Source organism: Pseudomonas sp. TH34 (assembly GCF_016650865.1).
Taxonomy (GTDB): Bacteria; Pseudomonadota; Gammaproteobacteria; order Pseudomonadales; family Pseudomonadaceae; genus Aquipseudomonas; species Aquipseudomonas yamanorum.
Genome location: NZ_JAEKFB010000034.1, coordinates 188,332 through 212,355, shown reverse-complemented (window position 1 = coordinate 212,355; position 24,024 = coordinate 188,332). Strand labels below are relative to the sequence as shown.

General features: G+C 62.1%; 19 protein-coding genes. 7 read left to right on the top strand and 12 right to left on the bottom strand.

Annotation, left to right across the window (positions count from 1 at the left end):
- The 3 genes from JFU58_RS29360 to JFU58_RS29350 form a co-directional block, all read left to right on the top strand.
- On the top strand, window positions 1-869 hold an 869-nt coding region (locus tag JFU58_RS29360; RefSeq protein ID WP_201142961.1), incomplete at its 5' end, for a putative bifunctional diguanylate cyclase/phosphodiesterase.
- Between the two features lie 283 nt (window positions 870-1,152).
- On the top strand, window positions 1,153-1,587 hold the full coding sequence (locus tag JFU58_RS29355) for a Kelch repeat-containing protein (RefSeq protein WP_201142960.1): 435 nt from the start codon (window positions 1,153-1,155) through the stop codon (window positions 1,585-1,587).
- A gap of 237 nt (window positions 1,588-1,824) precedes the next feature.
- Entirely contained in the window at window positions 1,825-2,571 is a 747-nt protein-coding gene (locus JFU58_RS29350; protein ID WP_063030742.1) for an SDR family oxidoreductase, read from the top strand.
- Between the two features lie 116 nt (window positions 2,572-2,687).
- Here JFU58_RS29350 and mapR read toward each other — a convergent pair whose 3' ends face one another.
- From mapR to JFU58_RS29335, 3 genes are all read right to left on the bottom strand, one after another.
- Window positions 2,688-4,097: a GntR family transcriptional regulator MpaR gene (gene mapR, locus JFU58_RS29345; RefSeq protein WP_063030740.1), complete on the bottom strand. Its 1,410-nt coding sequence runs from the start codon at window positions 4,095-4,097 to the stop codon at window positions 2,688-2,690.
- Window positions 4,098-4,205: 108 nt separating this feature from the next.
- Window positions 4,206-5,621: a cytochrome c oxidase accessory protein CcoG gene (gene ccoG, locus JFU58_RS29340; protein WP_201142959.1), complete on the bottom strand. Its 1,416-nt coding sequence runs from the start codon at window positions 5,619-5,621 to the stop codon at window positions 4,206-4,208.
- A 184-nt stretch (window positions 5,622-5,805) separates the two neighbouring features.
- Window positions 5,806-6,045 (bottom strand): DUF3203 family protein, encoded by a 240-nt coding sequence (locus JFU58_RS29335; RefSeq protein WP_063030736.1) that lies wholly within the window; start codon window positions 6,043-6,045, stop codon window positions 5,806-5,808.
- A gap of 120 nt (window positions 6,046-6,165) precedes the next feature.
- Here JFU58_RS29335 and JFU58_RS29330 point away from each other — a divergent pair, with 120 nt between their 5' ends.
- From JFU58_RS29330 to glgB, 4 genes are all read left to right on the top strand, one after another.
- On the top strand, window positions 6,166-6,660 hold the full coding sequence (locus tag JFU58_RS29330) for an MgtC/SapB family protein (RefSeq protein WP_063030734.1): 495 nt from the start codon (window positions 6,166-6,168) through the stop codon (window positions 6,658-6,660).
- A 360-nt stretch (window positions 6,661-7,020) separates the two neighbouring features.
- Entirely contained in the window at window positions 7,021-9,018 is a 1,998-nt protein-coding gene (locus tag JFU58_RS29325) for an alpha-1,4-glucan--maltose-1-phosphate maltosyltransferase (protein WP_201142958.1), read from the top strand.
- A 167-nt stretch (window positions 9,019-9,185) separates the two neighbouring features.
- On the top strand, window positions 9,186-12,533 hold the full coding sequence (treS, locus tag JFU58_RS29320) for a maltose alpha-D-glucosyltransferase (protein ID WP_201142957.1): 3,348 nt from the start codon (window positions 9,186-9,188) through the stop codon (window positions 12,531-12,533).
- A complete protein-coding gene (glgB, locus tag JFU58_RS29315; RefSeq protein ID WP_093197516.1) occupies window positions 12,530-14,764 on the top strand; it encodes a 1,4-alpha-glucan branching protein GlgB in 2,235 nt (744 codons plus the stop codon). The genes treS and glgB overlap by 4 nt, the downstream gene beginning before the upstream one ends.
- 128 nt (window positions 14,765-14,892) lie before the next feature.
- Here the strand turns inward: glgB and JFU58_RS32715 are convergent, their stop codons facing one another.
- The 9 genes from JFU58_RS32715 to JFU58_RS29275 form a co-directional block, all read right to left on the bottom strand.
- A complete protein-coding gene (locus tag JFU58_RS32715; protein WP_446739996.1) occupies window positions 14,893-15,570 on the bottom strand; it encodes an autotransporter domain-containing protein in 678 nt (225 codons plus the stop codon).
- 21 nt (window positions 15,571-15,591) lie between these two features.
- Entirely contained in the window at window positions 15,592-17,400 is a 1,809-nt protein-coding gene (locus JFU58_RS29310) for an autotransporter outer membrane beta-barrel domain-containing protein (protein WP_446739995.1), read from the bottom strand.
- A 110-nt stretch (window positions 17,401-17,510) separates the two neighbouring features.
- A complete protein-coding gene (locus JFU58_RS29305) occupies window positions 17,511-18,272 on the bottom strand; it encodes a PIG-L deacetylase family protein (RefSeq protein ID WP_201142956.1) in 762 nt (253 codons plus the stop codon).
- Between the two features lie 186 nt (window positions 18,273-18,458).
- Window positions 18,459-19,118 (bottom strand): glycosyltransferase, encoded by a 660-nt coding sequence (locus JFU58_RS29300; protein ID WP_063030724.1) that lies wholly within the window; start codon window positions 19,116-19,118, stop codon window positions 18,459-18,461.
- On the bottom strand, window positions 19,115-19,714 hold the full coding sequence (locus JFU58_RS29295; protein ID WP_201142955.1) for an SAM-dependent methyltransferase: 600 nt from the start codon (window positions 19,712-19,714) through the stop codon (window positions 19,115-19,117). The genes JFU58_RS29300 and JFU58_RS29295 overlap by 4 nt, the downstream gene beginning before the upstream one ends.
- The gene (locus JFU58_RS29290) at window positions 19,711-20,469 is read right to left on the bottom strand and encodes a PIG-L deacetylase family protein (protein WP_063030720.1); all 759 of its coding nucleotides are present in this window, start codon (window positions 20,467-20,469) and stop codon (window positions 19,711-19,713) included. The genes JFU58_RS29295 and JFU58_RS29290 overlap by 4 nt, the downstream gene beginning before the upstream one ends.
- A complete protein-coding gene (locus JFU58_RS29285; protein WP_201142954.1) occupies window positions 20,466-21,464 on the bottom strand; it encodes an acyl-CoA dehydrogenase family protein in 999 nt (332 codons plus the stop codon). Before JFU58_RS29285 ends, JFU58_RS29290 begins: the two co-directional genes overlap by 4 nt.
- A 1-nt stretch (window position 21,465) precedes the next feature.
- The gene (gene glgX / locus JFU58_RS29280; RefSeq protein ID WP_003207536.1) at window positions 21,466-23,625 is read right to left on the bottom strand and encodes a glycogen debranching protein GlgX; all 2,160 of its coding nucleotides are present in this window, start codon (window positions 23,623-23,625) and stop codon (window positions 21,466-21,468) included.
- Between the two features lie 123 nt (window positions 23,626-23,748).
- Window positions 23,749-24,015 carry a DUF2934 domain-containing protein gene (locus tag JFU58_RS29275; protein WP_063030715.1) on the bottom strand — a complete coding sequence of 89 codons (267 nt, stop codon included), beginning with the start codon at window positions 24,013-24,015 and terminating at the stop codon, window positions 23,749-23,751.
- Window positions 24,016-24,024 lie beyond the last annotated feature (9 nt).

The window sequence follows — 24,024 nt, the reverse complement described above, 5'->3', positions numbered from 1 at the left end:
CGATGTATCACGCCAAGGGCATGGGCAAGAACGGCTACAGCTTTTTCGATGTGTCGATGAACACCAATGCGCGCAAACAACTGCAACTGCTGCAGGACTTGCGCAGCGCCGTGGAGCATGAACAGTTCCGGCTGTATTACCAGCCCAAGTTCGACGCCGTCAGCGGTCGCCCGGTCGGTGCCGAAGCTCTGCTGCGCTGGGAGCATCCGCAACAGGGCTTGTTATTGCCGGACAAGTTTATCGAGCTGGCGGAAAAGACCGGGCTGATCATCCCCATCGGCGACTGGGTGCTCAATGAAGCCTGCCGCCAGATGCAGGTGTGGTACGCCCAGGGCTATCACGACTGGCGCATCGCGGTGAATCTGTCGGCGTTGCAGTTCTGCCATGCCGGGCTGGTCAAGAGTGTCGCCAACGCGCTGGAGCGCCACCGGTTGCCGGCCAACAGCCTGACCCTGGAAATCACCGAGACCACCGCCATGAGCGATGCCGATGCGAGCATGACGGTGTTGCAGAAGCTTTCGGATATGGGCGTCGATCTGTCCATCGACGACTTTGGCACCGGCTATTCGAGCCTGATGTACCTCAAGCGCCTGCCGGCCAATGAACTGAAAATCGACCGTGGGTTTGTCCGCGACTTGGAGCACGACAGTGACGATGCCGCCATCGTCTCGGCCATCGTGGCCCTCGGCCAAGCCCTGGGACTGCGTATTGTGGCCGAAGGGGTCGAGACCGACTCACAGCAGAGCTTCCTCACACGGCTGGGCTGCGACTCATTGCAAGGTTATCTGCTGGGGCATCCGTTGCCGGCGGACCAATTTATGACGGACATTAAAAAGGCCACCGCCGGAGTGGCCGATACCCGCGGCTGAGTGCGGGTCATACCTGTTAGTTCTGACAGTAGCGACCGTGATACAGCGCGTATAGAGTCGATTCCAGGAAGCTGACTTGGGAGCCGACTGACATGGCATCGCTCATGACCGGTGTATTCACGCCCACAGGTTCGATGCTCGAACCCCGTTATTTCCACAACGCCGTGGGCATCGGCGACCTGGGCGTACTGGTCATCGCCGGGGAAGGCCCCGGCGAAGCTTCAGGCCCGCGTTTCGACAATTGGCGCCTGGCACACCCGGTTGCGCATCGACCACCCGCATCATGGCCAGCGTGGAGTTCTACCACCAAACGTCAGGGCAGTGGTCGACGGTCGCGCCGCTTCCGTTTCCCCGCAGTGCCAGTGCGGCTGAGGTTTTGCAGTCGGGCACTGTGCTGTTGACGGCTGGGAGCGAGTCCGGCCAGTCGATCAGTGACGTGCAGTTGTATAACGTTTCAACCAACCGCTGGACACCAGCGAGACCCTTGTACACGCCGCGCTTCGGCCATACCAGCACACTGTTGGCGTCAGGAAACGTCTTGGTGGTCAGCGGCAATAATCTGCAATCCGGTGGCGGGCAAGTGCAAGACAGCGTTGAATGCTACGACCCGCTCACCGGCCATTGGCAGCGTAAAGCCTGGCTCCCCGTGGATGCCATGAATCACACCGCAACCTTGCCGGCGAGCTTTATGATCCGAGGTCCGCTCAATGGACGCTGACCGCGGCCCTCCACCCCGGGCGTTTCGGCCACAGCGCGTGCTGCCTTTCTGCGGGGCAAGTGCTGATTGCGGGGGGCTCGAGGGCCACCCCTCATCCGGCGCCGCTGTCCAATGCCGAGCTTTTTACCCTGGCGTGATCAACACCCTCTTCTCGGGTTGACCTGAGCCCATGCAAAACCTGCCGGTCGCAGGTAGTATTGGATCCATCAGCTCACGTTGAATCAGGAGACCTTACACATGGACAAAGTCGTCATCATCACCGGTGGCAGCCGTGGGATCGGCGCCGCCACGGCGTTGCTGGCCGCTGCCCAGGGCTATCGTATCTGCATCAACTACCAGGCTGATGAAGACGCTGCCCACCGGGTGCTTGAGCAAGTGCGCGCCCTCGGCGCCCAGGCCATTGCGGTGCGGGCCGATGTCAGTATCGAAGACGAAGTGATCGGCCTGTTCCACCGGGTCGATAACGAATTGGGCCGGGTGACGGCGCTGGTCAACAATGCCGGTACCGTCGGGCACAAGTCTCGGGTCGATGAGATGTCCGAATTCCGCATCCTGAAGACGCTCAAGACCAATGTGTTGGGGCCGATCCTGTGTGCCAAGCACGCGCTGCTGCGCATGTCGCCCAAACATGGCGGGCAGGGCGGCAGCATCGTCAACGTGTCGTCGGCCGCCGCGCGTCTCGGGGCCCCGGGTGAGTACGTGGATTACGCTGCGTCCAAGGGCGCGCTGGACACGTTCACCCTGGGGCTTTCCAAGGAAGTGGCGGGCGAGGGTATCCGGGTCAATGGCGTGCGTCCAGGTTTCATCTTCACTGAGTTCCACGCGCTGAGCGGCGACCCTGACCGAGTCAGCAAGCTGGAACCGGGGATTCCCATGGCCCGTGGCGGGCGTGCCGAAGAAGTGGCGGAAGGGATTATCTGGTTGCTGTCGGACAAGGCGTCCTATGCCACCGGGACCTTCATTGACCTGGCGGGCGGTCGATAAAGTTATAGCGCCTGTTCGGGCGTCATCGCGGGCAAGCCCGGCTCCCACAATTGATCGCGTATCTCTGTGGGAGCCGGGCTTGCCCGCGATGGCGTCGGTTGTCTTCACACAGCCTGTCAAAACGAACGCACAATTTTCCCCAGCGTCTCCATCGCCTTTTCACACGAGTCATCCCACGGGCTGCCGTAATTCAAGCGAATGCAATTCCTGAAGCGCTGTGTCGGTGAAAAGATCGGCCCCGGCGCGATGCTGATGCCCTGAGCCAGGGCCATCTGGAACAATTTCAACGAGTCGGTCTGCTCCGGCAATTCCAGCCAAAGAAAGTAACCGCCGGCCGGCTGACTGACACGGGTCTGCGCCGGGAAGTAACGGGCGATGGCCGCGAGCATGGCGCTTTGCTGCTCCTCCAGCGCATACCGCAATTTGCGCAGGTGCCGATCGTAGCCGCCGTGTTGCAGGTAATCGGCAATCGCCGCCTGGGCCGGCATCGATGCACACAGTGACGTCATCAGCTTCAGCCGCTCGATCTTCTGCGCATAACGCCCGGCAGCCACCCAGCCAATGCGGTAACCCGGGGCCAGGCTTTTGGCGAACGAGCCGCAATGCATCACCAGGCCTTCGGTGTCGAACGCCTTGGCCGGTTTCGGCGCCTGTTGCCCGTAGTACAACTCGGCGTACACGTCATCTTCAATCAGCGGCACCTGATGGCTGCGCAACAATTCCACCAGTTCCTGTTTCTTGGCCTCGGGCATGGTCGCGCCCATCGGGTTCTGGAAACTGGTCATGCACCAGCAAGCCTTGATCGGATAGCGCTCCAGGCTTTGCGCCAGCACCTTGAGGTCAATGCCATCGCGCGGGTGCACGGGGATTTCCACCGCCTTGAGCTTCAGGCGTTCGAGGATCTGCAGGCTGGCATAAAACGCCGGGGCTTCGATGGCTACGAGGTCACCCGGTTCGGTCACGGCTTGCAGGCACAGGTTAAGCGCCTCGAGCGCACCGTTGGTGATCAACAGTTCTTCCATCGGCAGCATCAGCCCGCCAACCATGTAGCGCAGGGCGATCTGCCGGCGCAGTTGCGGGTTGCCCGGCGACATGTCGGTGACCACCATGCGCGGGTCCATTTCCCGGCTGGCACTGGCCAGGGAGCGGGCCAGGCGTTGCAGCGGGAACAGCGTCGGGCTGGGGAAGGCCGAGCCGAAGGGCACGGTTTGCGGGTCCTTGATGGAGTCGAGTACCGAGAACACCAATTCGCTGACGTCCACCTCGGTGGATTCGTGCACATGGGCACTCACCACCGGCTCGGAAAACGGGCTCGGCGCATGGGTGTTGACGAAGTACCCGGAGCGCGGTCGGGCGCGGATCAGCCCGCGACGCTCCAGCAGGTAGTAGGCCTGGAACACCGTGGACGGGCTGACCCCGTAGGTCTGGCTGGCATAGCGCACCGAAGGCACGCGTTGGCCGGGGCCGAGGACGCCGGAGCGAATCAATTCTGCAATGTCGTCGGCGAATTTTTCGTAGCGTTTCATTGAGTCTCAGTGCTTTGAACGGATTTTGCTGATTGAACACAGATCAAACTGTGGGAGCAGGCAAGCCAGCTCCCACATTTGATCTCCAGTGTTGCTGAAAGCTCGGGTTCAGCGATTCAATGGCGCCACAAACCGGCTATCCGCTGCGCTGTAGATCCACGGCTCATCCACGTCCGTGACCTTGAAGCGGATGGTCTGGGAACTGCTGGCCGGCTTGTCTGCCGTCATCGCCACCGACACCGGCACATCGGTAATCTCTCCCGGCGCCAGGCTGATGTCGGTCTTGCCCTGCAACTGGAAGCCATCGCCGTCCACCAGCTCCAGGCGATAATCCTGGCGCTGCTGGGTCTTGTTGATGACCTTGAGGCTGTAGATGTTCTCGATCAAGCCTTCGCTGTTCTCGCGAAACATCCCACGGTCCTTGGTCACGTCCAGCGACACCATCGGGCGCGCCGCCAGGGCCACCACCAGTGCGCCGATCATCACCAGCAGCACGGCACTGTAGCCGATCAGCCGTGGCCTGAGCAGATGGGTCTTGCTACCTTGCAACTGACGCTCCGAGGTATAGCTGACCAGTCCACGGGCATAGCCCATCTTATCCATGATCGAATCACAGGCATCGATACACGCGGCGCAGCCGATGCATTCCATTTGCAGACCGTCACGGATGTCGATGCCGGTGGGGCACACCTGCACGCACAGCTGACAGTCGATACAGTCGCCCAGGCCGACGTCCGCCGGTTGCACGTCACGTTTGCGCGGGCCACGGTTTTCGCCACGGGCCACGTCGTAGGAAATGGTCAGGGTGTCTTTGTCGAACATCACACTCTGGAACCGCGCATACGGGCACATGTGCATGCACACTGCTTCCCGCAGCCAGCCGGCGTTGATGTAGGTGGCGCCGGTGAAAAACAGCACCCAGAACAGGCTGACGCCGCCCATTTGCCAGGTCAACAGTTCCTCGGCCAGCGGCCGGATCGGCGTGAAGTAGCCGACAAACGTCAGCCCGGTGAGCACGCTGATACCCAGCCACAGGGTGTGCTTGGCCGAGCGCCGTGCCAGCTTGTTCAAGCCCCAGGGCGCGGCTTGCAGCTTGATGCGCTGGTTTCGCTCGCCCTCAGTGACCTTTTCGCACCACATGAACAGCCAGGTAAACGAGCTTTGCGGGCAGGTATAGCCGCACCACACACGGCCTGCGAACACGGTGATCGCAAACAGGCCGAATGCACAGATGATCAACAGCGCCGACAGCAGGATGAAATCCTGGGGCCAGAAGGTCGCACCAAAGATGTGGAATTTGCTTTCAGCCAAGTCCCACAGCACGGCTTGCCGGCCGCCCCAGTTCAGCCACACGGTGCCGAAAAACGCCAGGAACAGAAAGCCTGCGCCCACCACACGCAAGGTGCGGAACAGGCCGGTAAAACTGCGGGTATGAATCAGGTTGTCGCTGGATTTGGCCTTCATCTTCTTTGGATGCGCTGGCTCAAACACGTCTACGGTTCGGACGGGGATTCTATCGCTCATGGTCTTTCGCTCATCAGCCTCCATCAGGCAGATGAACTATGACCGGCGCTCTGTTTGCATAACAGACTCAGGTAGGGCGATAAAAAGCGGATCAGATGGGCCGCCAACGCGTGCCTGCGACAATGTGCTGCACCCGGTGGTGCGCGGGGTGCAGCGCTTTTCAGGCAGTGATGATCCAGATCAATCAAATCACCGAATCACCGTCGGTGGCCTTCAAATGCTTACGGCCATCCTTGGCGCCAGCGACGGTCAATGCGTCGGCTTCAGCTTCGGTGATGTAGGTGCAGTCACCGTTCAACTTTACAAACGACATGGATTTCTCGCTGTCTGTTTCGACAGTGACATGGGTGGCTTCAAGTTGTTTCTCCTGGCCGTCGGCATCGACGGTGAAGAAACATTGCTGACCTTCGATACGTACGGGCATATCGATCTCCTTTTTGTGGGCTATTGCTGGTTAGGGTGGGATGCGAAGGCAATGGTTCTGCGCAACTGACTGACGGTCGGTGCTGTCCATGTTCTATCGAACCCTAACAAGGACACGTCCATGGACGCCTGGTGGCATGAAGTCTGGGAAACCCTGCAAGCGGAATTTGCCGATATCGGCGATGCCCGGCAACTCACGCAAATCACCGTGCGGCTGATGATTGCCGCGATATTGGGCGGGATCCTGGGTTATGAGCGTGAACAGAAAGGCAAGGCCGCCGGGGTACGCACCCACATGCTCGTGGCCATGGGCGCCGCGTTGTTCGTGTTGGTGCCGAGTATGTCGGGCTCCCAGGCAGACGCCATGAGCCGTGTGCTGCAGGGCGTGATCGCTGGCATCGGCTTTCTTGGCGCCGGCACCATCCTTAAGGGCAAGGAAGATGAAGAGGGCCAGCACGTCAAAGGCCTGACCACCGCCGCCGGCTTGTGGATGACCGCCGCCATTGGTGTGGCGGCGGGGATGGGGCGGGAGTCGACGGCGGTGCTCAGTACGTTATTGGCATTGGCGGTGTTCAGCGTCATGCCAAGGATAGTGCGGCTGCTGGAGAAGGATTAGACGATGACCGGCGGCATGGTCGTCGGTGGTTCCTCCACGGGTGGTGGCTGAGTGCCAGGTGGCTCCTGCTCGGGAACCGGGTCGGGCTCGGTCGGCGGCAATGTCGGCTTATCTATATTGGGATCAGGCGTTTCAGCTGGAATAGGGATATTCATCGGTGTGGCCTCCTTTGTGCTTTGCTCTACCGGTGGACAATCGCCCGGTGGATTTGATTCCCCGCCCGATGGCGTCATATCCACCTGAACTTTTCAATCGCCAGCATGCTCGGAACCTATACGGCCCTGCTCAGGGAGAGCGTTGCCGTTTCAGAATTTGGATCAAGCGCAAGAGCGTCCACTGGGCGTTAAGGGGAGATGCTCGATGACTGCTGAAACACTGACCCAAGACGATTCAACCTCCACATTACCGCTGTCCCAGGCACTGTTGCTGCCAAGGATTGCGATTGAAAGCACCACTCCGGTGATCGATGGCGGCGAGTTTGCCGTCAAGGCTGTGGTTGGCCAGCGCGTGCAGGTTGCCAGCAAAGTGTTCGCTGATGGTCACGACAAGCTTGCAGTGATGATCCGCTGGCGCCCGCGCAATGAAGAGAGCTGGCACAGCGTGGTGATGACCGATGTCGGCAACAACGGCTGGGAGGGCGCATTCACCGTGACCGCCCAGGGGCCGCATGAGTATTGCATCGAAGCCTGGATCGACACGTTCGCCAGCTTCCGCTACGAATTGAGCAAGAAACATGAGGCCGGGGTACCGGTCAGCCTGGAGTTGCAGGAAGGCCGCAGCCAGGTCCTGAAAGCCGCCGAGCGCAGCGACAACGAGCTGCGTGACCGCCTGATGCTGCTGCACCACGATCTTTCCGGCCTGCTGGAAACCGAGCAAGTCGCACTGTTTCTGCACGAAGACAGTGCACACCTGATGACCCAGGCCGATCACCGCGCCTATTTGAGCATCAGCCCGGTGTTCCCGATTGACGTGGAGCGTGAGGCTGCGCAGTTCGCCAGCTGGTACGAGCTGTTTCCCCGCTCGATCACCGACGATCCTGCGCGCCACGGCACCTTTAACGACGTGCACTCGCGCCTGTCGATGATTCATGACATGGGCTTTGACGTGCTGTACTTCCCGCCGATCCATCCCATCGGCCGCAGCCATCGCAAAGGCAAGAACAACTCCCTTACCGCCGGGCCCGATGACCCGGGCAGCCCGTATGCCATCGGCAGCGAAGAGGGCGGCCACGAGGCGATCCACTCGCAGCTGGGCACCCGGGAAGACTTCCGCAACCTGGTCAAGGCCGCCGCCGATCATGGCCTGGAGATCGCCCTGGATTTCGCGATCCAGTGCTCCCAGGACCATCCGTGGCTCAAGCAGCATCCGGGCTGGTTCAACTGGCGGCCCGACGGCACGATCAAATACGCCGAGAACCCGCCGAAGAAATACCAGGACATCGTCAACGTCGACTTCTACGCGGCGGATGCGATTCCCAGCCTGTGGACCGAGTTGCGTGACATCGTGGTCGGTTGGGTGGAAGAGGGCGTGAAGACCTTTCGCGTGGACAACCCCCACACCAAGCCGCTGCCGTTCTGGCAATGGCTGATCAGCGATGTGCGCGGCAAATACCCGGAAGTGATCTTCCTCGCCGAAGCCTTCACCACCCCGGCGATGATGGCGCGCCTGGGCAAGGTCGGTTACTCCCAGAGCTACACCTACTTCACCTGGCGCAACACCAAGGCCGAGTTGAGCGAGTATCTGAGCGAGCTGAACGAGTCGCCATGGCGCGAGTGCTTTCGGCCGAACTTTTTCGTCAATACGCCGGACATCAACCCGGGTTTCCTGCATGAATCCGGCCGCGCGGGCTTCTTGATCCGCGCCGCGCTGGCCACCATGGGCTCAGGCTTGTGGGGCATGTATTCCGGCTTTGAACTGTGCGAAGCGGCCCCGGTACCGGGCAAGGAAGAGTACCTGGACTCGGAGAAGTACGAGATCCGCCCGCGAGACTTTACGGCGCCGGGCAACATCATTGCCGAGATCGCCCAGCTCAACCGCATCCGCCGACAAAACCCGGCTTTGCAGACGCACCTCGGGCTGAAACTCTACAACGCGTGGAACGACAACATCCTGTACTTCGGCAAACGCAGCGAGGACGGCAGCAACTTCATTCTGGTGGCCGTGAGTCTCGACCCGTTCAACGCCCAGGAGGCCAATTTCGAGTTACCGCTGTGGGAGATGGACCTGCCGGACGACGCCCAGACCCAGGGCGAGGACTTGATGACCGGCCACCGCTGGACCTGGTACGGCAAGACCCAGTGGATGCGGATCGAACCGTGGCATCAGCCGTTTGGTATCTGGCGCATTACCGTTTCCTGAAGCTGATCTCCAATCCAAAGGAGATCTAATGTGGGAGCTGGCTTGCCTGCGATAGCGGTGTGTCAGTGCAGATGATACTGGCTGATCCACCGCTATCGCAGGCAAGCCAGCTCCCACATTGACCGAGTTCCTTCAGGCAGAATTTTTCGAATTCCCAGGAGTTTCCAATGGCGAAGAAACCCAAGGCTGCCACCTTTATCAAAGACCCGCTCTGGTACAAGGACGCGGTGATTTATCAGGTTCACGTCAAATCCTATTTCGACTCCAACAACGACGGCATCGGTGACTTTCCCGGGCTGATCGCCAAGCTCGACTACATCGCCGACCTTGGGGTGAACACCATCTGGCTGCTGCCGTTCTACCCCTCGCCACGCCGTGACGATGGCTACGACATCGCCGAATACCGTGGTGTGCACAGCGACTACGGGACCATGGCCGACGCCAAGCGCTTTATCGCCGAAGCCCACAAACGCGGACTGCGGGTGATCACCGAACTGGTGATCAACCACACCTCCGACCAGCACCCGTGGTTCCAGCGGGCACGCAAGGCCAAGCCGGGTTCGGCCGCGCGGGACTTCTACGTGTGGTCTGATGACGACCAGAAATACGACGGCACCCGCATCATTTTCCTCGACACCGAAAAGTCTAACTGGACCTGGGACCCGGTCGCCGGCCAATACTTCTGGCACCGCTTTTACTCCCACCAGCCGGACCTCAACTTCGACAACCCGCAGGTCATGAAAGCCGTCCTGTCGGTGATGCGCTACTGGCTCGACATGGGCATCGACGGCCTGCGCCTGGACGCCATTCCGTACCTGATCGAGCGCGATGGCACCAACAACGAAAACCTCCCCGAAACCCACGACGTGCTCAAGCAGATCCGCGCTGAGATCGACGCCAACTACCCCGACCGCATGCTCCTGGCCGAAGCCAACCAATGGCCGGAAGACACCCAGCTGTATTTCGGTGACAAGAAGGGCGACGACGGTGACGAATGCCACATGGCGTTCCACTTCCCGCTGATGCCGCGCATGTACATGGCGCTGGCCCAGGAAGACCGTTTCCCGATCACCGACATCCTGCGCCAGACCCCGGAGATCCCGGCCAATTGCCAATGGGCCATCTTCCTGCGCAACCACGATGAACTGACCCTGGAAATGGTCACCGATAAAGAGCGCGACTACCTCTGGAACTACTATGCCGCCGACCGCCGGGCGCGGATCAATCTGGGGATTCGCCGGCGCCTGGCACCGCTGATGGAACGTGACCGCCGGCGCATCGAGCTGCTCAACAGCCTGCTGCTGTCGATGCCCGGCACGCCCACGCTGTACTACGGCGATGAAATCGGCATGGGCGACAACATCTACCTCGGTGACCGCGACGGCGTGCGCACGCCGATGCAATGGTCCATCGACCGCAACGGCGGCTTTTCCCGCGCCGACCCGGCCAGCCTGGTACTGCCGCCGATCATGGACCCGCAATACGGTTACCAATCGGTCAACGTCGAAACCCAGACCCAGGACCCGCACTCGTTGCTGAATTGGACCCGACGCATGCTGGCCGTCCGTAAACAGTCCAAGGCCTTCGGTCGCGGCAGCCTGAAAATGCTCTCGCCCAGCAACCGCCGCATCCTGGCGTATACCCGCGAATACGTGGGCGCCGATGGCAAGAATGAAATCATCCTCTGTGTGGCCAACGTGTCCCGCAGTGCCCAGGCGGCAGAACTGGACCTCTCGGCGTTTGCCGGCATGGTTCCGGTGGAGATGCTTGGCGGGAATGCCTTCCCGCCCATTGGCCAGCTGAATTTTCTGCTGACCCTGGCGCCGTATGGCTTCTACTGGTTCGTGCTCGCGGCGGAAAACCAGATGCCAAGCTGGCACGTGGAACCGGCGCAAAGCATCCCGGACTTCACCACCCTGGTGCTGAAGAAACGCATGGAAGAGCTGCTCGAAGCGCCGTGCCGCACAACCCTGGAACAGAATGCGTTGCCGGCGTGGCTGCCCAAGCGCCGCTGGTTTGCCAGCAAGGACACGGCGATCGACGGAGTGCACATCGCCTACGGCGTGCGCTTTGGCGACCCGCAGCACCCGGTGTTGCTCAGTGAAATCGAAGTCACCAGCGCCGGGCAGGTCAGCCGCTATCAGCTGCCATTCGGCTTCCTTGGTGAAGACCAGTTCACCAGCGCCTTGCCGCAACAACTGGCGCTTGCCCGTGTGCGACGAGTGCGTCAGGTGGGTTTGGTGACCGATGCCTTCAGCCTCGACACCTATATCCGCGGCGTGATCCAGGGTCTCCAGGCCAAAACCGTCCTCGACTCCACCGATGGCGAGATTCGCTTCGAGCCCACGGCGCAGTTGGCCAAGCTGGAATTGAACGACGAATCGGAAGTGCGCTACCTCGCAGCGGAACAGTCCAACAGTTCCGTGGTGGTGGGCGGCAGCCTGGTGCTCAAGCTGATCCGTAAAGTCAGCGCCGGGGTTCACCCGGAACTGGAGATGGGCGCCTACCTGACCGAAGCCGGCTACGAACATATCTCACCGCTGCTGGGCTCGGTGATTCGCCACGACGCCGACGGTCAGGACAACCTGCTGATGATCGCCCAGGGTTACCTGAGCAACCAGGGCGACGCGTGGGGCTGGACCCAGAACAACCTGGAGCGAGCGATTCGCGACGAACTGGCCGAAGCCATGTCCGAGCAGGAACAGCACTACAACGCCCTCGGCGAACTGGCGGATTTCGCCGGCTTGCTCGGACAGCGCCTGGGCGAGATGCACCAGGTGCTGGCGGCGCCTACCACCAACAAGGCCTTCAAACCTGAGGTTACGTCCCTCAAGGACACCCAGGGCTGGGCCAAGCATGTGGGCGCACAAATCGACCGCGCGTTGCAGTTGCTTAAGCAGCATCAAACCAAGTTGAACCCTGCCGATCAGGCGCTGGTCAGTGCTTTACTGGATCAGAAAAAGGCCATCGCCAGTTACGTTCAGGACCTGGCAAAAGCCACGGTGGGCGGGTTGCGCATTCGCGTGCACGGCGATCTGCACCTGGGCCAGGTACTGGTGGTGAAGGGTGATGCCTACCTGATCGACTTCGAGGGCGAACCGGCGCGGCCGCTGCCTGAACGTCGCGGTAAACATAGCCCGTACAAGGATGTGAGCGGGGTGCTACGGTCGTTTGATTACGCGGCGGCCATGGCGGTGAATGTGCAAGGCGTCGACCAGTCTCCTGAAGCCAATGCATCCCGGCAGCGGGTGGCGGATCGCTACTTGCATGAGGCCAAACAGGCATTTATCCAGGCCTATCACGCCGCCACGACTACACTGGCCCATGACTGGCAGGATGCCAAAGGCCAGGACGCAGCGCTGGCGTTGTTCAGCCTGGAGAAGGCCGCGTACGAAGTGGCCTACGAAGCAGAGAATCGTCCCAGCTGGTTGCCGGTGCCGTTGCAAGGTTTGCACGGGCTGCTCAGCGGGCTGAAACCATTATCGAAAACTGCACGCGGTGGGGAGTCGTCATGAGTTTTACAAGCAAAGAACCGCTGCAGGAAAAGTTGAGTGTGATGCCCAAGCCTGCTGATATCGAAGCCCTGGTACGGGCCGAACACCATGACCCATTCTCGATCCTGGGCCCCCATGATGACGAGCAGGGCGGCCAGTTCATTCGCGCCTTCCTGCCGGAAGCCCTGAGTGTTCAGGTACTGGCCCGCGACAGCGGCGAGCACATCGGCAGCCTCGATGCGACCCAGGTGCCGGGCTTGTTTGTCGGGCACTTCGGCAGCCGCCAGGCGTACCTGCTGAAGATCCAGTGGGCCGGTGGCGAACAGGTCACCGAAGACCCTTACAGCTTCCAGCAACTGCTGCTGGGCGAGATGGACCTGTACCTGTTCGCCGAAGGCAATCACCGCGACCTGAGCAGTTGCCTCGGGGCACAAGTGACCAGCGTCGACGGCGTCCAGGGCGTGCGCTTTGCCGTATGGGCACCGAATGCCCGTCGGGTTTCGGTGGTGGGCGACTTCAATATCTGGGACGGGCGCCGCCATCCGATGCGCCTGCGTCATCCGTCCGGGGTCTGGGAAATCTTTATCCCGCGCCTGCAACCGGGCGCCGCCTACAAGTACGAAATCCTCGGCGCCCACGGGATCCTGCCGCTCAAGGCCGACCCCATGGCCCTGGCCACGCAAATGCCGCCGGATACCGCCTCCAAAGTCGCTCCGCCGCTGCAAGTCGACTGGCAGGACCATGACTGGATGCAATCGCGCGGCGAGCGGCAAAAGCCCAGCGCGCCGTTGTCGATCTATGAGTTGCATGCCGGTTCCTGGCAGTGCGAACTGGACGAAGTCGGCGAGGTGTCCCGCCAGTACAGCTGGCGCGAGCTGACCGAGCGCTTGATTCCGTATGTGCAGCAGTTGGGCTTCACCCATATCGAACTGATGCCGATCATGGAGCACCCGTTTGGCGGTTCCTGGGGCTACCAGGCGCTGTCGCAATTTGCGCCCACGGCGCGCTTCGGCTCGCCGGAGGATTTCGCGTACTTCGTCAACGCCTGCCATCAGGCAGACATTGGCGTAATCCTCGACTGGGTACCGGCGCATTTCCCTACCGACACCCACGGCCTGGCGCAATTCGACGGCACCGCGCTGTACGAATACGCCAACCCGCTGGAAGGCTTCCACCAGGATTGGGACACCCTGATCTACAACCTCGGTCGCACCGAAGTCCATGGCTTCATGCTGGCGTCGGCGTTGCACTGGCTCAAGCACTTCCATATCGACGGTCTGCGGGTGGATGCCGTGGCGTCGATGCTGTATCGCGACTATTCGCGCAAGGCCGGTGAATGGGTGCCGAACCGCCACGGCGGTCGTGAGAACCTTGAAGCCATCGACTTCCTGCGTCACCTCAACGACGTGGTGGCCCTGGAAGCCCCCGGCGCACTGGTGATCGCCGAGGAATCCACCGCCTGGCCGGGCGTAAGCCAGCCAACCCAACAGGGCGGCCTGGGTTTCAACTACAAATGGAACATGGGCTGGATGCACGATTCGCTGCACTACATCCAGCAAGACCCGGTGTACCGCGCCCATCATCACAACGAGCTGAGTTTCGGCCTGGTGTATGCCTGGTCCGAGCGTTTTATCCTGCCGATTTCCCATGATGAAGTGGTGCACGGCAAACACTCGCTGATCGACAAGATGCCCGGCGACCGCTGGCAGAAATTTGCCAACCTGCGGGCTTACCTGAGCTTCATGTGGATGCACCCGGGCAAGAAGCTGCTGTTCATGGGCTGCGAGTTCGGCCAGTGGCGCGAGTGGAACCACGATCAGCAGCTGGACTGGTACCTGCTGCAATACCCCGAACACCGGGGCGTGCAGAAACTGGTGGGCGACCTCAACCGCCTGTACCGCGAAGAACCGGCGCTGCACGACCAGGACGACGCGCCACAGGGCTTCCAGTGGCTGATCGGCGACGACGCGATCAACAGCGTCTACGCCTGGCTGCGCTGGAGCAAGGACGGCAGGCCGGTGCTGGTGGTGGCCAACTTCACGCCGGTGCCGAGGGAGTCTTACAAGGTCGGCGTACCCTTTGCCGGGCGTTGGAGCGAGGTGATCAACAGCGATGCCGACACCTATGCCGGTTCCAACTTTGGCAACGGTGGCGGGGCGTTTACGGAGGAAGAGCCCAAGCATGGGCAGCCTTTGTCACTCTCGTTGAACCTGCCGCCGCTGGGTGTGCTGATCCTGCGACCGGACGCCTGACTTCCAGACGATGAAGATCAAATGTGGGAGCTGGCTTGCCTGCGATAGTCTCACTTCGGTCTAGATGAAAGACCGAGGTGCCTGCATCGCGGGCAAGCCCGGCCCCCACATTTGGATTGTGTTGTGGCCTAGAAATCAACCTTCACGCCAATCGTGCCTTCCCGCCCGTTAAGCTGGTTGCTGTCCAGATTCCGGCTGTACCCCACCTCGCCATACACCTTCACTGTGTTCGAAACCTGCAGCGTCGCCCCGGCGCTCAGGTCCATCGTGGTGGATTGCTGGTCGGTATTGATATCCGTCGATTCATTGAAGGTGACGGTGTTGGTCCCGGCGCCCGCATGCCACACATTGGCCCGCACATAAGGCTGCACCGGCATCCCGCTGGCCTTGTAGTCGCCCCGCAAGCGAACCCCGAGGCGAGTGGTCACGGCGGTGTCGGCCTTGAACGCAATATCCGAAATCCCGTCGTTCTGACTGTCCAGCCAGGTGCGATCAATGATCACCTGGGCCTGGGGTTCCACCTCCCAATGCTCGGAAATCGCCAAAGGCATACCGACCTCCGCCGAGCCCGCCACGTTGTGCCCCTTGGTCTGCAGTTTCACGCCCCGGCTGGATTCATCATGGCCGTCGAACCGGGTGCCCATCAACACCAGGTCAAGGTACGCGCGGTTGGCGCCGATCAGGGTCCAGTAGGTGCCCAGGCTGTCGGCGCGCAAGGTGATGTCGCCGGTGTCGGTGTGCTGGAAACCACCGGAAAACCCCGCGACATTCCCGGTCAGGCGGCTATGGCCGACAAAGAACCCCACGCGTTGCGTCAGGCCATTGTCCTAGGTCCAGGCGTAGAGATCAGTGCCCACCTGGAAGCCCGACAGCGAACTGTCCAGGGACGGGCTCACGGTGCCGGAAAAAGACTGGCGCGTGCGGCTGCCAAACACCCGGGCCCAGCCCGCAGGTATCGCGCCGCTCTGTTGTGGGGCGCCTTGGTCACCCATGCGCTCGTGATAGGTACTCAACATGCCCTGGACCATTTGCTGCACGGCGGGGAACAAGACCGAGTAGTCCGCCACTTCCGGGCGGTAGATCGGAATAGGTTCTTCGCCCGGAAAGATGCCCGGCAGCTCAGGAGTGCCGTCGGCGGGTACCGGTGGAAGAATTCCCACGGGCGGGTTATCGGGATCAGGGGGTGGCGGCGGGAAAATGCCGGAAGGTGGGCCTTCGGGGTTGGGCAATGGCGGTGCTTCAACGGACGAGCGCAAGTACCAGTTTTGCGCGGTGCCCGGCGTGAAGCCGCCCTTGTACAGGTAGTACTCGAAGGCCCCGGCCGAAACCGAGCCGCTTGGCAGGGAAAAGGCCAGGTCGCTGCCGGTAGCGCCATTGATGGCCTGTACCACCTGGATGCCGTTCTGCACCGTCTGGGAGCCGGCGCCGCCGAGGTTGGTGATGGTGATGGCCGTGCTGCCCTGGATCGTGCCCTGACTGACAATCAACCGGTCGCTGGGTGATCCATCGCCGGCCAGCACGCTTTGCAAGGCCAAGCGCCCATTGTTGCCGGTGTAGTTGCCGTTGATGGTGAGGTGGTCGGTGGCGCTGCCGTTAATCATGTCGATCAGGCCAGCGTTGTTCACGGTGACGAGCTGGCCGGTGGTAGACGGGCTGATGCTGCCCTGGGTGACCAGTAGCGTACCGACGTTGATGTTCATTGTCCCGGTGTGGGTACCGGCGTCGCCCAGGGTGAACGTGCCGCTGCCCAGGGTGAATACCGAGCCATTGTTGAAGGTGACGGTTTCCCAGTTGACGCAGCGCTGCGGCATGGCGGATCGGGTGTTGTCGAAGGTCAGGGCGTCGTTGCCCAGCCCGCCATCCAGCAGGGGCGTGGACGACAAGGTGGTTTCAGTCAGGTTGTCGAGGAACGCCCGGTCGGTTCCGCTGCCGGTCACAATGGGGCCGCGGATCAGCCCGGCGGTGTTCCAGGTGAATACGTTATTGCCATTACCGGCAAAGATGCCCTGGGCGATATCGCCGCCCTTGATGAGCATCTGGTTGTCGCCGTTGCCGACGCTGATTTTGCCGCCGATGCTGCCATTGGAAACGGTGACCGTGTTGTTGCCATCCCCGGCGGTCATGTCGCCGATGATACGGCCGGTGCTCAGGTTCGCTTCGTTGTCACCATCGCCCTGGGTCACCGAGGCGATGATGCCGCCGCTCATGGAAAAGTTATTGTTGCCCAATCCCTGGAGCACCGCCCCGGCACTGCCTTGGCTGATCTGGATGATGCCGTTTCCCGTGCCCTGGATGATGCTGCCGGTCACAGTGCCACCAAACAGTTGGAAGATATTGGCGCCGTCTCCCATATTCACCGTGCCCTCCACGGTGCCCGAATTCATGGTCACGAGATCACGACCTGGCCCGAACGTCACGTCGCCATTGATCACGCCAGAGCCAGGGGAGGGAAACAGCAGTGTGTTGTTGCCCGCGGTGTCGACGACGCCCGGGCTGCTGCCGCTGCTGCAGGTGAAGGTGTCGTCACCGGCGGTGGGGACCAGGACGCAATCGGCGACAGACACCAGCGGCCACCCCGCCAGCAGGGCCGAAGAGACGACACTCAAGTGCATCAGGGTTGCAAACCGTAGGGACATGATCCGCCCTCGCTGGACGCCCGTGCGACACGCGCACGTTCTCACGTTAGCGCCGCGTTGAAAGCGCCGCTACTGTGAGAAATAACAGGTACAGACGAGTGGGCGGGGCGCTACAAAAACACAATCTCATAGGGCTCGCGCATGCGTTCCAGCAGCACCTGCGCCAGGATCGGCGCCAGGCCGATTTCCGGGTCGCCCGCCAATTGGCTGGCATAGGCGTGGGCGGCATGCAGCTTGCGGGCGACGCTCCAAGTGTCGAGCCGTACTTTGCGTGCGCGCTGCCAGGGGATCGCGGCGGTCTCGCGAACGGGCCAATGCCACGCCCAGATCGGCAGTTCGTGCAGGCGCACGCCTTTGAGTCCGCAGGCCTTGGCCGTGGCGCGGCCTACAGCGTCATGGTCGTCGTTGCCGTCGTTGCGCCAAGTGGTGAACACCACGTCGCCGGGTTGCAGATAGCGCGCGATGAACTGGCTCATCTGCTGCTCCCGCGCGGCAAGGGCGTTGTCGGCAAAGCCGCCACGGATCCATTTCAGGCTGTGCAGGGGCACACCCAGGCGGCGCAGGGCTTCGACACTTTCCTGGGGCCGCACCACACTCAGGCGTTTGACCGGCCACACCGTGGAACCGGGATGGCTGGCGCTGCCGTCGGTGATAGAGATCAGTTGCAGAGGGTATTCTAGGGTACTGAGCAATTGCAGCAGACCGCCACAGGCGATCACTTCGTCACCGGGATGCGGGGCGATGACCACCACGCGGGCGCCGGTTGGCACCAGGGTTGCGGGATTGATGGCAGGGATTTGCGCGAGTTGCGGGGCGCTGTTCCAGATTTGCGCGGGGCCCCGGCGGTTGTCACTTAACAGTGCAGGCTTCATGAGTGTCACGTCCTTGTTCATCGGTGATGCAGGCCGTACCCCGTTGACGGGACGGCTCTTGTGGTACGCGAGAGCATGCAAGGCGCACTCGCGGCGCGACGGCGTTCCAACCCTGGATTGCCGTGCAAGGAATACTGATGATAGTTATGAATCGCCGCTTTCACACCGCCGGGTGTCGCAATTTTTTCAGGAGGCTTGCATCAGACTCTTCAGGTAGTCACCGAAGCCGCCCTGGGCGCGGCAATCCAGGCGGGCGCTGGTTATGACCTGGGGCGAGTGGCTCCAGGCAATGGAAGCCCCGCAGCGCTCAAGCTGGCGCACCAGCTCCACGTCTTCATGGCAGGGCAAGGGCTCAAAACCGCCGGCCCGCACGTAGGCGCCCGCGCTGACTCCGAGGTTGGCACCGTGGATATGCCGATGCCCGTCCCGGGCCTCATAGGCCTGGTGATAGCGGATTTGCGCCGCCGGGTCGAAGCCTTCGCTCCAGGCATCCACCGTCACCGTGCCGCACACGGCATCCACACCCAAGGCGAGCTGGGCCACGAGCCAGTCAGGAGCAACTCGGCTATCAGCGTCGGTGCAGGAGATCCAGCGCGCGCCGTTGTTGAGCAGATGCCGCGCACCCACGCCACGCACATGGCCCACGTTTCGCGCCTGCACTTCCAGGCTGTGCACCTGATATTCGCGGGCGATCATGGCGCTGCGGTCGCTGCAGCTGTCGAGCACTGCCAGAATCTGCACCTCTTCACCCAGCAGGCCCGGATGACTGGCGGCGACCATCGCGGCTTTCAGGCATTCGGGCAGCAGTTTTTCTTCGTTATGCACGGGTATCAGGATGCCGATCATCGCAGTCCCTCCAAGGTCGCAACCGTGGTGCCGTCGCGGCTCCACAAATCCAGTAGAAAATCGCTTTCGTGATGCTGCGCCAGATGTGGCATGCCCAATCGCTGGCCGAGGCGTGCATGCACCTGTTCGGCGGTCTGCGGGCAGCCTTCGATGACCGGGCGCCAGTGGCAGGCGAGGATTTGTCCGTCGGGCGTCAGGGAGGCGAGGGCGCGATCGATCAGCTCATCGAAATCCTTCGGGTCCAGGTAGTAGCAGAGCTCGCTGAGCACGATCAGCTCGAAGGTTTCACTGGGCCACTGCTCCGGCAAGCGGCTCTGCTGCACCGTGGCATGGCTGAAACCCTGCAGCCGCGCCTGTGCCAGGCTGACGGCCGCTTGCGCCGTGTCGCAGCACAGCAGGCGGTCACAGCGCAGGGCCAGCTCGAAGCTCAGCTCACCGTTGGCACAGCCGGGCTCGAAAATCGAGGCGTAGCGGGGCCGGGTCAGCATCGCCAGGGTCAGGGCCCGTTTGCGCTGTTCATACCAGCGTTGGCGAAAGGCCCAAGGATCGTCGTTGCCGGCGAACAGCTCATCGAAGTAGGGCGTGGCGACACTCATACAAACACCACTTCGAAGGGTTGCAGCAGGCGCTCCAGTACATAAGGCGCGAGCACCGGCGGCAGGCCGATCTGCGGGTCGCCTTCCAACTGGCTGGCGAACGCGTGGATAGCGTGCCGTTTACGGGCTACTTCCTCAGGCGTCAGGAGGATCTTGCGTGCGCGGTGCCAAGGCACCTGGCCATCTTCGGGAGTTGCCCAGTGCCAGGTCCACACAGGCAGTTCCAGTAGAGTCGCGCCCACGGCCTGTGCGGCCTTGGCACTGGCCCGGCCTACGGCTTCATGGTCGCAGTGACCGTCTTCGCGCCAGGTGGTGAACACCACGTCGCCGGGCTTGAGGTAGCGTTCGATAAATTGACTCAAATCCTCTTCGCCCTCGGCGACCTGGCTGTCACGAAAGCCGGCCCGCAGCCATTTCAAGCTGTGCAACGGCAAGCCCAGTCGGTGCAGGGCCTGCGCCGACTCTTGCGGCCTCACCACGCTCAGGCGTTCCACCGGCCAGCGGTGTGAGCCGGGATGACTGGCGCTGCCGTCGGTGACGGAGATCAGCAGGATAGGGCGATCCAGCGCGGCGAGGCCTTGCAACAGGCCGCCGCAACCGAGGACTTCATCGTCCGGATGCGGCGCGATGATCACGGCACGGCGGCCTTCAGGCACCAGTTCGGCAATGGTCACGCAAGGCAGTTCGGCCAGCCGCGACGAGCTTTGCCACAGGTGCAATGGGGTGCCCTGGCCAACGATTGGATTGGTTTTCATAGTTGCCACCTCCCTGTGGGCTCGCCGGCGACCTGTTCACCGAGGGCCGCCAGGTCGCGTTCGGCGTGGCTCTGGCGCAGGTACACCGGCAAGTCGGCCATCAACTGCGCAAAATGCGGGTCCTTGCAATACGGGCCGGCGCCCAGCGCACGACCGACGTGATGGATTACCTGGTCGACCGTCTCCTCGATACAGGCCCGTGCCTGTTGTGCCAATAGCCGGGCATCGGCCTTGGGCTGCCGGTCGATATGCGAGGCGCTGTCGCGCAGCACACAGGCCGCGCTATGCAGGGCGCTGTCGACGCTACCAAGGTGCGCGAGGGCGTGGGGCTCCGGGCGCTTGCTGCATTGCTCGCGCAACGCCTCGGCCAGGCGTTGTGCCGCGCCGTACCAGCAGGCGGCGATGCCGATGCCGCCTTGCCAGAAACCCGGGCGCGCCAGGTAGTCCCCAGGCTCGCCGATAGCCAGGCCAACGGCGTCGTGGAAAAGCACTTCAACACTGCCCGTAGCGGCCATGCCCACGGCCGCCCAGCCCTCATCGGTGACGGTTACGCCGGGCTGGTGCATTTGCACTGCAACCAGTTGCTGGCGGTTCTCTTCATCCCATGCCGTGAGCAACCCGTGGCTGACCACCGCTGCGCCCGAGCACCAGGCCTTGCGGCCCTCCAGCCGCACGCGCTGGCCATCGCGCCGGATTCGCACCTTGGCGGTGGGCGGCTCGGCCGCCCACATGCCCCACGTGCTGCCAACCGGGGGCAACGGGCTGTCGAGTTCCGCGATGATCGCCAGGGCGTCAGTGTGGCCTTCAAACAACTTGCACAAGCGCAGGTCATGGCCGGCGACTTGCGCCAGTCGGCTGAAACGTTCCAGGGTTTGCCCGCTGCCCGGCAAGGGCAACTGGTCCAGGCCTTCCTCCACCAAAGCCCTCAGCGCAACGCCAAGGGCCTGGGTGTCCGGGTAATCCCGGTAGCCGCGAAGAAACTCATGCAAGGCCATGTCACACCTCGTCCTCATGCTGCAATTCAAACAGCAGCAGCGAACGCCCGGTGACGGCGTATTCGTGATCGAAATCGAAGCGCTCCTGGCCCCGCACCGCTGGCTGGTTGGTGTCGAGCATGCACGTCCAGAAGCCGCCATCCGGCACCGGTGGCAGGCGGAAATTAACCATGTCGTGGTGCGCGTTGACCACCAGCAACAACGTGGCATCGGCGCCTGGGCGGCGAATCCCGGTTTCTTGGGCGCGGCCATCCATCAACATGCCGAGGCAGCGGCCGTGGCTGTCCTGCCATTGTTCGATGGTCATTTCATCACCGCTCGGCGCGAGCCAGGTGACGTCCTTGACGCCGATGTCTTCGTTGTAGTCGCCCACCAGGAAGCGTCCGCGACGCAGGATCGGGTACGCCAGGCGCAGCTTGATCAGGCGCTTGACGAACTTGAGCAGGGCCTTGCCGTCTTCATCCAGTTCCCAGTTGATCCAGCCGATCTCGCTGTCCTGGCAATAGGCGTTGTTATTGCCGTGCTGGGTGCGGGCGAACTCGTCACCGGCCACCAGCATCGGGGTGCCCTGGGCCAACAGCAACGTGGCGAAGAAGTTACGCATCTGGCGCAGGCGCAGCGCGTTGATTTCCGGGTCGTCGGTGGGGCCTTCGACACCGTGGTTCCACGACAGGTTGTTGTTGCTGCCGTCCTGGTTGTTCTCGTCGTTGGCCTCGTTGTGCTTGTCGTTGTAGGACACTAAGTCGTGCAGGGTGAAACCGTCGTGGGCGGTGATGAAGTTCACCGAGCTGTATGGCCGGCGACCCCGCTGGTTGAACATCTCGCCCGAGGCTGTCATGCGCCCGGCGAAGTCCGCCAGTTGGCCGTCGTCGCCTTTCCAGAACGAACGGACGGTGTCGCGGAAACGGTCGTTCCATTCCACCCAGCCCGGCGGGAAGCCGCCGACCTGATAGCCGCCGGGGCCACAGTCCCACGGCTCGGCAATCATTTTCACCTGGCGCAGCACCGGGTCCTGGCGGCAGGCCACGAGGAAACTGTGGCGCTCGTCGAAACCGTCGCGGTAGCGGCCAAGGATGGTTGCCAGGTCGAAGCGGAAACCATCGACGTGCATCTCGGTGGCCCAGTAGCGCAACGAGTCGGTGACCATCTGCAGCACACACGGGTGGCTCAGGTCGAGGGTGTTGCCGGTGCCGGAATCGTTGATGTAGAAGCGCTTGTCATCGGGCATCAGACGGTAGTACGAGGCGTTGTCGATGCCGCGCATGGACAGCGTCGGGCCTTGCTCGTTGCCTTCGGCGGTGTGGTTGTAGACCACGTCCAGAATCACTTCCAGCTTGGCTTCATGTAGGTGCGCAACCATCTCCTTGAACTCGGCGATCTTGCCGCTGGCCAGGTAGCGCGGGTCCGGGGCAAAGAACGCAATGCTGTTGTAGCCCCAGTAGTTGGTCATGCCTTTTTGCAGCAGGTGCTGGTCGTTGACGAAGGCGTGCACCGGCAGCAGTTCCACCGACGACACACCCAACTGGCGAATGTGCTTGAGCACATCGTCAACCATCAGCCCGGCGCAGGTACCGCGCACTTCTTCAGGCACCGAAGGGTGGCGCATGGTGATGCCGCGCAAGTGGGTTTCATAAATGATCGTGCGGTCCCACGGCGTGCGCACCGGCTGGTCGTTGCCCCAGGTGTGGGCCGGGTCGATGACTTTGCACTTGGGCACGAAGGGCGCGCTGTCGCGTTCGTCGAAACTGAGGTCGGCGTCCGGATGTCCGATGGTGTAGCCAAACAGGGCTTCGGACCATTTGAGTTCGCCCACCAGCTGTTTAGCGTAGGGGTCGATCAGCAATTTGTTGTGGTTGAAGCGATGACCATTGGCCGGGTCATAAGGACCGTACACGCGGTAGCCGTAGATCAGCCCCGGGTGGGCGTCGGGCAGGTAGCCGTGGAAGGTCTCGTCGGTGTACTCCGGCAGTTCGATGCGCTCCAGCTCGACTTCGCCGCTGTCGTCGAAGATGCACAGTTCGACTTTGGTGGCGTTGGCCGAGAACAGCGCAAAGTTGACCCCCAGACCGTCCCAGGTCGCGCCGAGGGGGAAGGGCAAACCTTCACGAATCCGCGACGGCTCGTTTTCCGGCGTCGAGTTGGGCTTGTTGGGTTTGCTCATTGAGATGCTCCTGCAAAAGGGTTTTTCCGGGCCGAACGGGGCCTTGCCGGCGTGAAGCCGGAGAGAAATCGGTGGTTGGATGGCCTCCTGCGGTGCGGTCGCACGCGCAGGAGGATCTTCGGGTCAGGGTGCCTTTGGCTTCTTCGCCGCAGGTTTCTTCGCTGCTGGCGCAGCGCTTGGCTTGGCGGCCGGCTTGGGCGCTGGCGCTGGCGGCTTGGGTTTAGGCTTGGCCTTGGCGGCGGCCTTTGGCGCTTTGGATGGCGTCAACGCTTCGGCTTCCGCCAGTTTGCGCGCCATCTCCCAGTGTCGCGCGTCCTCGCCGTGGGGTTTACCTTCCGACTCCCAGATCTGATGCGCCAGTTCGCGTATGCGTTTGTCTTCAGTACTCATCGCAATGCT